The 13,414-nt window shown below is 66.4% G+C and carries 10 protein-coding genes and 1 riboswitch; of the genes, 5 read left to right on the forward strand and 5 right to left on the reverse strand.

Annotation, left to right across the window (positions count from 1 at the left end; translation table 11 throughout):
- Positions 1-60: 60 nt before the first annotated feature.
- On the forward strand, positions 61-723 hold the full coding sequence (locus AC5QAH_RS00140) for a hypothetical protein (RefSeq protein WP_049410388.1): 663 nt from the start codon (positions 61-63) through the stop codon (positions 721-723).
- Here the strand turns inward: AC5QAH_RS00140 and AC5QAH_RS00145 are convergent.
- Both AC5QAH_RS00145 and AC5QAH_RS00150 read right to left on the reverse strand, forming a co-directional pair.
- The gene (locus AC5QAH_RS00145; protein ID WP_049454923.1) at positions 659-1,309 is read right to left on the reverse strand and encodes a M23 family metallopeptidase; all 651 of its coding nucleotides are present in this window, start codon (positions 1,307-1,309) and stop codon (positions 659-661) included. The two genes, AC5QAH_RS00140 and AC5QAH_RS00145, sit on opposite strands and share 65 nt — an antisense overlap.
- 4 nt (positions 1,310-1,313) lie before the next feature.
- Positions 1,314-2,273, reverse strand: coding sequence for a L,D-transpeptidase family protein (locus AC5QAH_RS00150; protein WP_049454921.1), 960 nt, complete (start codon positions 2,271-2,273; stop codon positions 1,314-1,316).
- Positions 2,274-2,508: 235 nt separating this feature from the next.
- On the opposite strand from AC5QAH_RS00150, the gene AC5QAH_RS00155 reads away from it, so the two are divergent.
- Positions 2,509-4,632 (forward strand): methyl-accepting chemotaxis protein, encoded by a 2,124-nt coding sequence (locus AC5QAH_RS00155; RefSeq protein WP_049454919.1) that lies wholly within the window; start codon positions 2,509-2,511, stop codon positions 4,630-4,632.
- A 137-nt stretch (positions 4,633-4,769) separates the two neighbouring features.
- On the opposite strand, the gene AC5QAH_RS00160 is transcribed toward AC5QAH_RS00155, so the two are convergent.
- Entirely contained in the window at positions 4,770-5,264 is a 495-nt protein-coding gene (locus AC5QAH_RS00160) for a hypothetical protein (protein WP_049454916.1), read from the reverse strand.
- 22 nt (positions 5,265-5,286) lie between these two features.
- Positions 5,287-7,377 carry a catalase gene (locus tag AC5QAH_RS00165; RefSeq protein WP_049454914.1) on the reverse strand — a complete coding sequence of 697 codons (2,091 nt, stop codon included), beginning with the start codon at positions 7,375-7,377 and terminating at the stop codon, positions 5,287-5,289.
- 114 nt (positions 7,378-7,491) lie between these two features.
- Here AC5QAH_RS00165 and AC5QAH_RS00170 point away from each other — a divergent pair, with 114 nt between their 5' ends.
- The 3 genes from AC5QAH_RS00170 (at position 7,492) to AC5QAH_RS00180 (ending at position 10,215) form a co-directional block, all read left to right on the forward strand.
- Positions 7,492-8,214 (forward strand): AraC family transcriptional regulator, encoded by a 723-nt coding sequence (locus tag AC5QAH_RS00170; RefSeq protein ID WP_043399063.1) that lies wholly within the window; start codon positions 7,492-7,494, stop codon positions 8,212-8,214.
- An 82-nt stretch (positions 8,215-8,296) separates the two neighbouring features.
- Complete coding sequence (locus tag AC5QAH_RS00175) at positions 8,297-9,664, forward strand: amino acid permease (RefSeq protein WP_043399061.1); 1,368 nt, start codon at positions 8,297-8,299, stop codon at positions 9,662-9,664.
- A 140-nt stretch (positions 9,665-9,804) separates the two neighbouring features.
- Positions 9,805-10,215 carry a VOC family protein gene (locus tag AC5QAH_RS00180; RefSeq protein WP_005410627.1) on the forward strand — a complete coding sequence of 137 codons (411 nt, stop codon included), beginning with the start codon at positions 9,805-9,807 and terminating at the stop codon, positions 10,213-10,215.
- Between the two features lie 92 nt (positions 10,216-10,307).
- On the opposite strand, the gene gcvP is transcribed toward AC5QAH_RS00180, so the two are convergent.
- On the reverse strand, positions 10,308-13,175 hold the full coding sequence (gcvP, locus tag AC5QAH_RS00185) for an aminomethyl-transferring glycine dehydrogenase (RefSeq protein WP_019338660.1): 2,868 nt from the start codon (positions 13,173-13,175) through the stop codon (positions 10,308-10,310).
- Positions 13,176-13,237: 62 nt separating this feature from the next.
- A riboswitch (glycine riboswitch) is annotated at positions 13,238-13,340 on the reverse strand.
- Positions 13,341-13,414: the final 74 nt, after the last annotated feature.

Below are 13,414 nucleotides of genomic sequence, written 5' to 3' on the forward strand. Positions count from 1 at the left end.
TTTTTCGTTACTGTGTTGCCAGTGCCGGCGAGGAAGCGAAGCGATGACCAGGATGTCAGCGTGAAAGGCGAGACCGTGGTGCGGGTCACCCTGTGGGTGTTGTGGAGCCTGTGGGTCATCGCCTGCGCGGTTCTGGCGCTCGGCGCCATCGCCAACCATCTGGCCTCGCGTACCCAGACCCTGCCGCTGCTGCTCAGCCCCGGCGCGACGGCCGAGGTGACGGTCTACCGCTTCATTGATGACCAACTGCGGCTGCGACTGCGGTATGCCGCAGACGGTACTGAGGCTGACCCTGAAGTGCTGCTGCGCATCGACACTCCCACCGATCATGGGGACTTCCGCGCAGGAGAGCGTTCGGGAGTGGCCGGGCAGGGTATCAACCGCAGGCTGGCATCGGTTGAGTCCAGCGGGCTCATGGCGTCCTACTTTGGATATGGCCGCGGTGATGCATTGCCACGCGGACGCTCATGGCTGCGGGTAACCGTACTGGAGGTGGACCCGGCGCTGGCGGGCAGGGCGGCCGTGATCGAACTGCAGCCCCCGCTGGACCTGCTGAAGCTGACCGACCTGGATTACGTCTGGCTGTGGCCGTTCTTTTTCTGGAAGGTGGCGGCACTGTTCCTGCTGATTCCCGGGGGTGCGTTGGCGGTGTTCACGTTCACCTTGCGGCGCTGGCAGCGCCGGGCGTCGAAGCAGCCGATTTCAGCAGCGGATACGGATTGATCGATTCCCCCTTCCACCACTGCTTCTCCGGCCCCAGTACGTGTACTTCGAAATGCAGGTGCGGGGCCTCCGCGCTGGCATTACCAGTGCTGCCCACATAACCAATCACATCCCCGCGTTTGATCACCTGCTTTTCGCTCAGGCCATCGGCATAGCGCTGCAGATGCGCGTAGTAGTAGCACCAGCGTCCGCCGGGCTCGAACTGGTAGATGGTCAGCCCACCGCGCTTGCTGTCGAACAGCTTCTCCACCGTGCCGTCGGCCACCGCCAGCACCGGCGTACCGGCATCGGCCATGATGTCGATCGCATCGTGCACGCGGCCCTCGCTGCGTGCATCGGTGAAGGTGTCGCGCAGTTGAGAGGGCAGTACCCCCTGCACCGGCAGCAGCAGGGTGCCCGAGGCCGCGTCGATGCCAGTCGGTGCCGTCGCGCGCGGCGCGGCAGCTTGCATCGACGGCGTTGTGGCCACGCTGGGCTGCGCTGCAGGAGTGGACGCGGCCACGAATTCGCCAGCATCGCGGCGCAGCCACCAGCCCAGTCCCACACCCAGCAGCACGCCCAGCACGATCAGCTGCGAAAAACGCATCGGCTCACTCCTGCATCACCACGGGGACGGAGGTATCCACCGCATCGGCCACGCGCAGCGCATCCCAGTTGGTCATGCGTACGCAGCCATGCGATTCGGTCTTGCCTACATGGCCCGGTACCGGCGTTCCGTGGAGGCCATAGTGGGGCTTGGACAGGTCGATCCAGACCCGGCCGACCGGATTGTTAGGGCCTGGCGGCAGCGTGGCTTTCTTCTCGCCTTTGCGCGCATCCCAGAACAGCTTGGGGTTGTAGTGGAACGGCGGGTCGCGATAGACGCCGAGAATCTTCCATTCACCGATCGGCAGCGGATCATGCTGGCTGCCGGAAGAGACCGGCACCTGCGCGATCACCTTGCCCTGCACATCCAGCAGCTGCAGGGTGGAATCGGACTTGTCGACCACGATCTTCGCCGCCTTCGGCAATGCAGCCGGTGCGATGTTGGGCACCTGGATGCGGCTGCCGGCCTTGGCCAGATCGACGCCGGGGTTGAGCGTCTTCAGCAATGCCGGCGACGCATGGAAACGCTCTCCCAGTGATTCCTCGACGCTGCTGTAGCCCAGTGCCTTCAGCTTTGCCTGCGCGGCGGGCGTCTTCGGAACGGCGATGAACGGCCCGGCCACGTCCTCGGCGGTCAACGTGTAACTGGCAAGCGGCGTGGTCGCATCGGCCTGCAGTGCTTTCCAGGTGGCATCGTCCAGCTCTCCGCTCACTGTCAGGCCGTGGGCCGCCTGGAAGCCTGCCACGGCCCGGCGCTGATTGCTGCCGACTTCACCGTCGATCTCGCCCGGGGAGAAATTGGCGCGATCCAGAAGCACCTGGGCGTGCAGTGGCGAGCGCGCCGCGGTATCGGGTCCGGTCTTCTCGGCAATGGGCTCCGGCAGCTGGACCGGCGGGGGCACCTGCGCGAAGGCGGGGGACATCAGCAAGGACAGGGCGAGCAGGGCGGGGCGACATACGGGCATGGAGATCTCCGGCAGATGGCAGCTCCACCCTGCCCGGAGAGGCTGCGCAGCCCCCGTGAAAGCAACCTGATGCCGGCATGAGCAGTGCGGTCCCGGCGGGCGGTTGGACCTTGCCGCAGAAGCGCGGCGCGTGGCCTCACCAAGGTGAACGGCTGCCGACGCGCGTGCGTGTTGCCGATCAAGATTGCCGGTGGCACGGCCGATAGGGGCGCATCCCCCCGTTTTGGATGTACCGATGAACTACTTGAGGAATGTCAGGGTTGCCTGGCGTCTTGGGCTGGGCTTTGGCCTGTTGCTGCTGCTGGTCGCCGCCGTGGTGGCCACCGGCGCCACCGCCAGTGTCGTGCAGAAGCGCGCGATGCAGCAGGTGGTCGACGTCAGCGTGGCCAAGGTGCGCCTGCTGTCGCAGATGCTCGATGCCAACAACCAGATGATGGTGGTGCGCCGTGAAATGCTGATCCGCCAGGGCGAAGCGCGCGACAGCGACGAGCAGCGCATCGCCGATCTGGTCAAGCGCTATGAGGCCAGCTGGACCGCCTATCAGGCACTGCCGGGTGATGCGGAGGGCAAGGCCATCGCGGAAACCATCGCGGCCAAGCGCGCCATCGCGCGCCCGCTCAACAAGCAGACCAGCGAACTGATGGAGCAGGGCGACTACCCGGGCGCCGTGGCGCTGACCCTGGGCCCGGTGCAGGAAGCGGCCAATGGCTGGAACAAGGCGCTGTCCGACGGCGTGGACTTCGAAGAGAAGGAAAGCCGCGATGCAGCCGCCGAGGCGATCAGGCTGGGCGAGCGCAGCCTGCTGCAGCTGCTGGTGCTGGGCGGCGTCGCACTGCTGGTCGGCATCGGCGCCTCGGTGATGATCGGCCGCAGCCTGACCGGCCCGCTGGCCCGCGCGGTGAACCTGGCCGAACGGCTGTCCAAGGGCCAGCTGGACCAGGAGTTCCGTCTGGGTGGCCGTGATGAGCTGACCCAGCTTGGCGAGGCGATGGCCAGCGTGCGGCAGAGCGTGCAGGCGGCGATCGGCGCGCAGCTGCAGATGGCCGAACAGCATGAGGCGGGCGCGATCCGCTATCGCATGGACGCCAGTGCGTTCCCTGGCGATTTCGGCCGCATGGTGCAGGCGACCAACAGCCTGGTCGAATCGCACGTGCAGGTGGAACTGCTGATGGCTGAAGTGATGCAGCGTTACGCCATCGGTGACCTCAGCCGCGACCTGCCGGACTACCCGGGCGAGAAGGGCACGCTGACCCGCACCCTGGCCGCGGTGAAGCAGAGCCTGATGGCGATCAACGCGCAGATCGATGAACTGGCCCGCGCCGCGCGTGCCGGTGATTTCAGCATGCGTGGCGATGCCACTGCGTTCCAGTTCCAGTTCAAGGCGATGGTCGAGCACCTCAACGGCATGATGGCCAGTTCGCAGTCCAGCATTGCCGATGTCTCCGACGTGCTGCGCGCGATCTCGCACGGCGACCTGACCGCACGCATGGATGGCGAGTACGACGGTGTGTTCGCCCGCATGCGCGACGACGCCAACACCACCACTGCGCAGCTGACTGGCATCGTGCGGGGCATCCAGGTGGCTGCCGACAGCATCAACAACGCGGCGCAGGAACTGGCCGCCGGCAACAACGACCTGTCGCGCCGCACCGAGCAGCAGGCCGCCAATCTGGAAGAAGCGGCCGCATCGATGGAGGAACTGACTTCCACCGTACGCCAGAACGCCGAGCTGGCACGTCAGGCCGACAGCGAAGCGCATGCCGCCGGTGCCGCGGTGCGCGAGACCGAGCAGGCGATGGCACAGATGGCATCGGTCATGGGCGAGATCGATCAGTCGTCGGCTCGCATCTCGGAGATCTCCACGGTGATCGACGGCATCGCGTTCCAGACCAACATCCTGGCGTTGAATGCTGCAGTGGAAGCTGCGCGCGCAGGCGAGCAGGGCCGTGGTTTTGCCGTGGTCGCCAGCGAAGTGCGCACGCTCGCGCAGCGTGCCGGTGTCGCCGCCAAGGAGATCAAGGAGCTGATCGAAGACGCCGCTGCCAAGGTGAAGAGTGGCCTGGCGGTGACCGTTGAATCGGAAGCCGCGATCGCGCGCGTGGCCCAGGCCAGCTCGCGCACCACCCAGCTGATGAGCGACATCGCAGCGGCCAGCAAGGAACAGGCCGCCGGCATCGAGCAGGTCAACCAGGTGGTGGCGCAGATGGATCAGGTGACCCAGCAGAACGCGGCCCTGGTGGAAGAAGCCACTGCGGCGAGCCGCGCGCTGGAAGAACAGGCGCATGCGCTGACCACGTCGGTGGCGGTATTCAAGGTGGAAGGCGCGGCGGTCTCTGCTGTGCCCCGTCGCGCAGCCTGAGCGGGCAGTGCAGCGACAGGAATACGGCCGCCTTGAGCGGCCGTATTTCGCTGGAAGGAGCCCGTCTACTGCTGAAGGCCGTGCTGACGCAGCCGAAGTTGCCGCATGGATGAGGACGCTCCCCCCTGACCGACGCTTCAGGCGCGCGCACGCGTACGCGTACGCGTAGCTTTCTTCGCCGCCGCCTTGCGCACGGTCTTCTTCGCGGCCCGCGTCTTGGCTGCCTTCTTTGCGGCGGCGCTCCGCGAGGCGGCCGTACCCGTCTTCCTGGCCGCAGCCTTCTTCGCCGTCTTCTTTGTGGCCTTCTTTGTCGCGGTCTTGCGAGCCGGTGCCTTCTTCGCCACCGCCTTCTTCGCAGGTGCCTTCTTCGCTGCCGTCGCCTTGGTCGTGGCCTTCTTTGTGGCCGACTTCCTGGCAGGCGCCTTCTTGGCAGCCTTCTTGCTGGTCGCCTTCTTCGCGCCCTTGCGGGCACTGCCGCTACGCTTGCCGCCGCCGTCCTGCTTGTTCACGGTGGCCCAGGCAATGCGCTCGGCGGTGCCTTCACTCGCGCCGCGATCACGTTCGCTTTCCTCGATGTGCTCGGCCTGGCGCTTCTGTTTTTCGGTATATGCGGATTTGTCACCACGGGGCATGACAGTTCTCCTGTTGTCGTAGTCAGGCCAGCAGGCGCAGCTTGGGCTCGCGAGCCCACTGACGGGTGGCGGCCGCCGCCAGGAAGGCCTTGGCGTCTTCCGCTTCGACGATGCCGGCATCGTTGCCGACCCGCGCCGCCTTCAGCAGCGTCTGGCCGCCTGCGTCGCTGGCGATGGCCTTCAGGTGCGTCCACGCCTGGCTGACGAATTCGACGGCTGCACTCTCTTTCGACAAGGCCTTCGCGGCTTCCGGGCTGAGCACCACGGCCACCGCATCGAACACAGCCGATGGCGTGCCCGCCAGTTGCCCATCCGCCGTCTGCATCGCCCCATCGCTCAGCGTGGCGCCGCCTACTTTGGGCGCGACCAGCTTCACGTCTGCACCCGCCTTCCGGGCCGCTTTGCTCAGGCTGGCCATCACGCGCGCGTCGGAGCCCTCATCAAACAGGATGCCGATGCTGCGCCCTTGCAGGGTGGGCTTGTTGCGCCCGATCACGCGCACCTCGGGAGCGGCAGGCATGTCCTGCACCGGCGTGGCGGTCGGCGCGGGGTCGGGCAGTGCAGGCAACGCGAGCCCATCAGCTACGCGCTGCGCCAGTGATTCGTCGATGTTGCGCAGGTGGCTGACGGTACGCTCCCGCACCTTCAGCGTTTCCACCTTGGACAACTCGAAAACCAGCGCCGATGCCAGGTGCGCCTGCTCCGGCTTTTCCAGGCTGCGGAAGAACATGCGGGCTTGGCTGTAATGGTCGGCGAAACTCTCCGCGCGGGTGCGGCCCTTGCGGCCATCGTCCGCGCTGGCATGGCTGCGGAATCCGGCAGGCGTCTCGCGCGGGGTGTCCTCCTGCAGCGAACTGGGATCGTAGGCCACCCGGCCCTTGGGCACCTGCATCTGCATGTGGCCGTCGCGCTGATGATTGGCAAACGGGCACTTGGGCGCATTCACCGGGATCTGGTGGAAGTTCGGGCCACCCAGGCGCAGCAGCTGGGTGTCCAGATAGGAGAACAGGCGCCCCTGCAGCAGCGGGTCGTTGCTGAAGTCGATGCCCGGTGGCACGTTGGCCGGGCAGAACGCCACCTGCTCGGTCTCGGCGAAGAAGTTGTCCGGCCAGCGGTCCAGCACCATGCGCCCGATGACCTGCAACGGCACCAGCGATTCGGGAATGATCTTGGTCGGGTCCAGATGATCGAACGGGAATGCGTCGGCCTCTTCTTCCGTAAACAGCTGCACTCCCAGCTCCCATTCGGGAAAGTCGCCGCGCTGGATGGCCTCGAACAGGTCGCGGCGATGGAAGTCATTGTCGGCCGACTGCAGTTTCAACGCTTCGTCCCAGACCGTGGACTGGATACCCAGCTTGGGCCGCCAGTGGAACTTGACGAAGGTCGACTCTCCCGCCTCGTTCAGCAGGCGGAAGCTGTGCACACCGAAGCCTTCGATCATCCGCAGCGAACGCGGTATGGCGCGGTCGCTCATCGCCCACATGATCATGTGCATCGACTCGGGCATGAGCGAGATGAAATCCCAGAAGGTGTCGTGGGCCGTGGCGGCCTGCGGAAACGCACGGTCCGGTTCCATCTTCACTGCGTGCACCAGGTCCGGGAATTTCATGGCGTCCTGGATGAAGAACACCGGAATGTTGTTGCCAACCAGATCCCAGTTGCCCTCCTTGGTATAGAACTTGACCGCGAAGCCGCGCACGTCGCGGGGGGTATCCACCGAGCCCGCGCCGCCGGCTACCGTCGAGAAACGGGTGAACACGGGCGTCTTGACGCCTACCTCGGTCAGGATGCACGCGCGGGTATGGGCGGCCAGTGACCGGGTCAGCTCGAAGTAGCCGTGTGCTGCGCTGCCACGTGCGTGCACGATGCGCTCGGGAATGCGTTCGTGATCGAAGTGGGTGATCTTCTCGCGCAGGATGAAGTCCTCCAGCAGCGTGGGCCCTCGGGGCCCTTGCCGCAGGGAGTTCTGGTTGTCGGCCACCGGGATGCCCTGATCGGTGGTCATCACCGGATGGGTGCCCCCGGCCTGCTGGTGCAGTTCATCGCCATCGCCCCGGCGGTGGTTTTCGGCAGGGGCAGTTGCGCGCTTGCCGGTCGGCTTGCTGGCGGCCATTGACGTTGGCTCCGGATCATCAAAAGGAACTACGACACTGGAACCAGCCCCGTTAAACCGAGGTCCGGCAGAGGTGAACGTACAGGCAAAAGCAGGCTCGGGTATGCTTGCTGCATGCGAGTCGAGCCCGCCGACATCGAAGCCCTGTTCGACGCCATCCCGGATGTGCTGTTTTTCATCAAGGACCTTCAGGGGCGTTACACCCACGTCAACCAGACCATGCTGCGGCGGCTGGGCCTGCGCGCGCGCAAGGACGTGATCGGGCGTACCGCGGCCGAGATCTACCCGACCGGCCTCAGTGCGGACTATGTCGACCAGGATGCCCGCGTGCTGTCCGGCGAGGTGATCGAGAACCTGATGGAGCTGCACCTGTTCGCCAACCGCGAACCGGGCTGGTGCCTGACCTGCAAGCGCCCGCTGGTGGTCGATGGGGCCATCGAGGGCCTGATCGGCATTTCCCGCGACCTCGGCCAGAAGGACAGCCTCGGTACCCAGTACGAGCAGCTACGGCTGGCCCTGGCCCACCTCAATGCGCACTACGCCGAGAACGTGCGCATGCAGACCCTGCTGGACATCACCGGCTTTTCGCTGTCCAAGCTGGAGCGCAGTTTCCGCAAGGTGTTCCAGATGACCCCTCAGCAGGTGCTGACCCGGCTGCGCATCCAGATGGCCATGCACCTGCTGCACGGCGACGACAGCATTGCCTGCATCGGCCAGGCCTGCGGCTTCAGCGACCAGAGCGCCTTTACCCGCAAGTTCAAGGCTGAAACCGGTTTCTCGCCGCGCGCCTACCGCGCCCGCATCGGCGGCAGTGTCGGCGAGCCCGCGCTGGCCTGAGCCGCCTGCTGCGCTGTGCCTATCCCCGCAGGCATGGGACAGGGTAAGGTGTCGCCCCTGTAGCCCGCCGCCAGCCCCGCCGATGCCCAACTCGATTCCGACCGCTTCGCCGTCCCGCCTCGGGCATTCGCTCAAGCCCCGCCAGCTGATCATGATGGGCCTGGGCAGCGCCATCGGCGCCGGCCTGTTCCTCGGTTCGGGCGTGGGCGTGCAGGCGGCCGGTCCGGCAGTGCTGGTGTCGTATCTGGTCGCAGGCGCGCTGGTGATCATCGTGATGAACGCACTGGGCGAGATGGCGGCGGCCAAACCGACCAGCGGCGCGTTTTCGGTGTATGCGGCCGACGCCATGGGCGCCACCGCCGGTGCCACGGTCGGCTGGTTGTGGTGGGTGCAGCTGGTGATCGTGATCGCCGCCGAGGCGGTGGGCGCGGCCGGGTTGCTGGCCACGGTCTGGCCTGCGGTGCCGGTACCGATGGCAGCGCTGGCCTTCATGCTGTTCTTCACCGCCATCAACCTGCTCGGGGTGAAGAACTTCGGCGAGTTTGAGTTCTGGTTCGCCATCCTCAAGGTCGCGGCGATCCTGGCGTTCATCGCCATCGGCGTGGCGCTGCTGATGGGCTGGCTGCCGCAGGTGACCTCGCCGGGCTTGAGCAACTTCACCGAACATGGCGGCTTCGCACCCAAGGGTCTGGCCGGTATCGGTGCCGCGCTGCTGGTGGTGGTCTTCGCCTTCGGTGGTACCGAGATCGTGGCCGTTGCGGCGGCGGAGACCGAAGATCCGGAGCGCAGCATCGCCCGTGCCATCCGCACCGTGGCGTGGCGCATCCTGGTGTTCTACATCGGCTCGCTGAGCGTGATCATCGCTGTGGTGCCGTGGACCAGCGAGGCGCTGAAGTCGCCGTTCGCCGCCGTGCTGGATATCGCCCGTATTCCGGGTGCCGGCACTGCCATCACCCTGATCGCGGTGATCGCGCTGCTGTCGGCGCTCAATGCCAACCTCTACGGCGCCTCGCGCATGATGTACTCGCTGGCGCAGCGCCGTGAAGCGCCGGCCGTGCTGGGCTGGACCGATCCGCGCCAGGTGCCGGTGATCGCCGTGCTGGCCAGCGTGCTGTTCGGCTTCGCCGCCACGGTGATGGAACTGCTGTTTCCGGACCGGGTGCTGCCGGTACTGCTGAACATCGTCGGTTCCACCTGCCTGCTGGTGTGGACGCTGTCGCTGGTCTCGCAGCTGGTGTTGCGCCGCCGCGCCGATCGCCTGGGCACTCGCCTGCCGTTCCGCATGGCCGGTTTCCCGTGGCTGACCTGCTGCGCGCTGGCGATCCTGGCGCTGATCTTCGGCCTGCTGCTGAGCGAGGCGCACACCCGCCTGCAGTTCCTGTCGATGGTGGCGCTGACCGCCACGATCGCCGCTGGCAGCGCCATCGCGCGGCGCATGCGCGAGGCGTGATTCTGTAGAGCCGTCCCTACGGTCGGCTGCTGTTCGCGCGGCCGCCAGCCGAGCATGGGCTCGGCTCTACAGCAGGCATACATCCGCCGTGCCATCCTGATCGCGTGGGCCGCCAGCGGCCCGTCGACCGGGAGTACCGCATGCTGCGCAGCCGTCCTTTCCTGATGTTCACCGGCCAGGCCGAGGCCGCCCTGGCCCTGTACGCCGAAGCTTTCGCCGATTTCCGCCTGCTGGCAATGCAGCGCCATCCGGACGGCGCCGGTGCCGGCGTGCCCGGGCAGGTCCGCCAGGCCATCTTCCTGCTGGGCGGCACCCACTACCTGTGCTTTGACAGCCTGGACGTGCACGACTTCACCTTCAGCCCGTCGATCTCGCTGTTCGTCGAGTGTTCCGGTGCCGAGCAGTTCGAGCGCGCCGCGCGTGTGCTGGGCGAGGGCGGCCACTGGTTGATGCCGGTGGGCGACTATGACTTCAGCAACCGCTACGGCTGGGTGCAGGATCGCTTCGGCGTGTCGTGGCAGTTGAGCCTGGGGCAGATGCCGGACCCGTGATCGGATGTTTGTGGGTGTGGACTTTGATCCACACACCCTCATGAAAACGGCCCGCTTGCGCGGGCCGTTCTCTTTACCGATGCAGCGAGGAATCAAGCCTCGACTTCATCATCCTTGTAGGCATCGACCGGAATGCAGGCGCACATCACGTTCTTGTCGCCGTACACGTTGTCCACGCGCGCCACCGGCGGCCAGTACTTGCTCTGCTTCAGGCTGGCCAGCGGGAACGCAGCCAGTTCACGCGGGTAGGCGTGGGTCCACTCGCTGGCGGTCACCGCGGTGGCGGTGTGCGGCGCGTTCTTCAGCGGGTTGTCCTCGCGGTCCAGGCGGCCGTCTTCGATCGCGGTGATCTCCTCGCGGATCTGGATCATCGCGTCGATGAAGCGATCCAGCTCGTGCAGCGATTCGCTCTCGGTCGGCTCGACCATCAGCGTGCCAGCCACCGGGAAGCTCAGGGTCGGGGCATGGAAGCCGAAGTCGATCAGGCGCTTGGCCACGTCCTCGGCGCCGATGCCGCTGGTCTTCTCCAGCGGGCGCACGTCCAGGATGCACTCGTGCGCCACCAGGCCGTTGCGGCCGGTATACAGGGTCTTGAAGTGCGGTGCCAGGCGCTTGGCGATGTAGTTGGCGTTGAGCTGTGCGACCTGGGTGGCCTTGCGCAGGCCTTCGCGGCCCATCATCGCGATGTACATCCAGCTGATCGGCAGGATCGAGGCGCTGCCGAAGCTGGCCGCGCTGACCATGCCGACCGGGCCGTTGTCACCCAGCTTGCCCGGCAGGAACGGCGCCAGGTGCTCCTTGACCGCGCACGGGCCAACGCCCGGGCCGCCACCGCCGTGCGGGATGCAGAAGGTCTTGTGCAGGTTCAGGTGCGAAACGTCCGAACCCCACTTGCCCGGCTTGGCCACGCCGACCAGGGCGTTCATGTTGGCACCGTCGGTGTACACCTGGCCGCCGTGCTTGTGGATGATCTCGCAGATCTCCACCACCTCTTCCTCGAACACGCCGTGCGTGGACGGGTAGGTCATCATGATCGCGGCCAGGCGGTCGCTGTACTTCTCGGCGTTGAGGCGGATGTCCTCGACATCGACGTTGCCGTTGGCATCGGTCTTGGTCACCACCACCTTCATGCCGCACATCTGTGCCGAAGCCGGGTTGGTGCCGTGTGCCGAATCCGGGATCAGGCAGATGTCACGGTGATCTTCGCCGCGCGAACGGTGGTAGGCGCGGATCGCCAGCAGGCCGGCGTACTCGCCCTGCGCGCCGGAGTTCGGCTGCAGGCTGACCGCGTCGTAGCCGGTGCATTCGACCAGCATCGCTTCCAGCGTGTCGATCAGTTCCTTGTAGCCCAGCGCCTGGTCGGCCGGCACCAGCGGGTGGATCTGCGAGAACTCCGGCCAGGTCACCGGGATCATCTCGGCGGTGGCGTTGAGCTTCATGGTGCACGAGCCCAGCGGGATCATCGTGCGGTCCATCGCCAGGTCCTTGTCGGCCAGCGAACGCAGGTAGCGCAGCAGTTCGTGCTCGCTGTGGTGGGTGTTGAACACCGGATGGGTCAGGAACGCGGACTGGCGCAGCAGGCCGGCCGGCAGCGCGTCGGCGGTGCTGGCATCCAGCGCGTCGACGTCCAGCGAAGCACCGAACACTGCAGCCACGGCGACGATGTCGGCGCGGGTGGTGGTCTCGTCCAGGCTGATGCCGACCGAGTCGCTGTCGATCGCGCGCAGGTTGTAGCCGGCGGCGCGGGCCTTGGCATGGATCTCATCGGCGTGCACGCCGGTGACATGCAGGGTGTCGAAGAAGTCGCCACCAACCTGCACGCCGGCATTGCGCAGCGCTGCGGCCAGGATCGAGGCCAGGCGATGGGTGCGGCGGGCAATGCGGGTCAGGCCTTCCGGGCCGTGGTAAACGGCGTACATCGAGGCCATCACCGCCAGCAGCACCTGCGCGGTACAGATGTTGGAAGTCGCCTTCTCGCGGCGGATGTGCTGCTCGCGGGTCTGCAGGGTCAGGCGGTAGGCCGGGTTGCCCTGGGCATCGACCGAAACACCGATCAGGCGGCCCGGCATCGAGCGCTTGTAGGCGTCACGGCAGGCCATGAAGGCGGCGTGCGGGCCACCGAAGCCGAACGGCACGCCGAAACGCTGGCTGTTGCCGACCACGATGTCCGCGCCCCATTCGCCCGGGGCGGCCAGCAGGGTCAGGGCCAGCAGGTCGGTGGCCACGGCCACCAGGCCGCCGCGTGCGTGCACGGCATCGACCAGCGCCTTGTAGTCGCCCACCTGGCCGAAGGTATCCGGATACTGCAGCAGCAGGCCGAAGGCTTCCGCTTCCAGTGCTTCGGCCGGGGTGCCGACGCGCAGCACGATGCCCATGGGCTCGGCGCGGGTACGCAGCAGTTCCAGCGTCTGCGGATGCACGGCGTCGTGCACGAAGAAGGTGTCCGACTTGGACTTGGCCGAACGCTTGGCCAGGGTCATCGCTTCAGCAGCGGCGGTGGCTTCGTCCAGCAGCGAGGCGTTGGCGATTTCCATGCCGGTCAGGTCGGCGCACAGGGTCTGGAAGTTGATCAGCGCTTCCATGCGGCCCTGCGAGATTTCCGCCTGGTACGGAGTGTAGGCGGTGTACCAGGCCGGGTTTTCCAGGATGTTGCGCAGGATCACGTTCGGCGTGTGGGTGCCGTAGTAGCCCTGGCCGATGAAGCTGCGCAGCACGGTGTTCTTGTCGGCGATCGCACGGATCTTCGCCAGTGCCTGTACTTCGGTCATCGACTCCGGCAGCGCCAGCGGTGCCGGCGACTTGATCTTGGCCGGTACGATGGCATCGGTCATGCCATCCAGCGACGCGTGGCCGACGACATCGAGCATCTGCGCGATCTCGGCGTCGTTGGGGCCGATGTGGCGCTCGACGAACGCGTTGTGGTGCTCGAGCTCACGCAGGGAAGGGGTGTTCTGGGACATGGCGAAGGATCCGTCAGGAAAGGGCACACGCACGGGCACAAGCCGCCTGTCGGCGGTCTGCGGGGCGCCCCTCTGTCCTTTTGCCTGAGAGTTTAAAAGCGCGGAAAACCGCAGCTTCGTGCCCCTTCGGCGCCGGATCGAACCGGTCTCTCCAGAGTTGTGTTACGGGTGGTATCGGGCCTGAGCGATTACGGGCGTTGCGCCTTCGGCAGCGGTGTTCCGCTTCTCCCACCGTGTTG

This window comes from Stenotrophomonas sp. YJH_SMC_43, assembly GCF_059372535.1.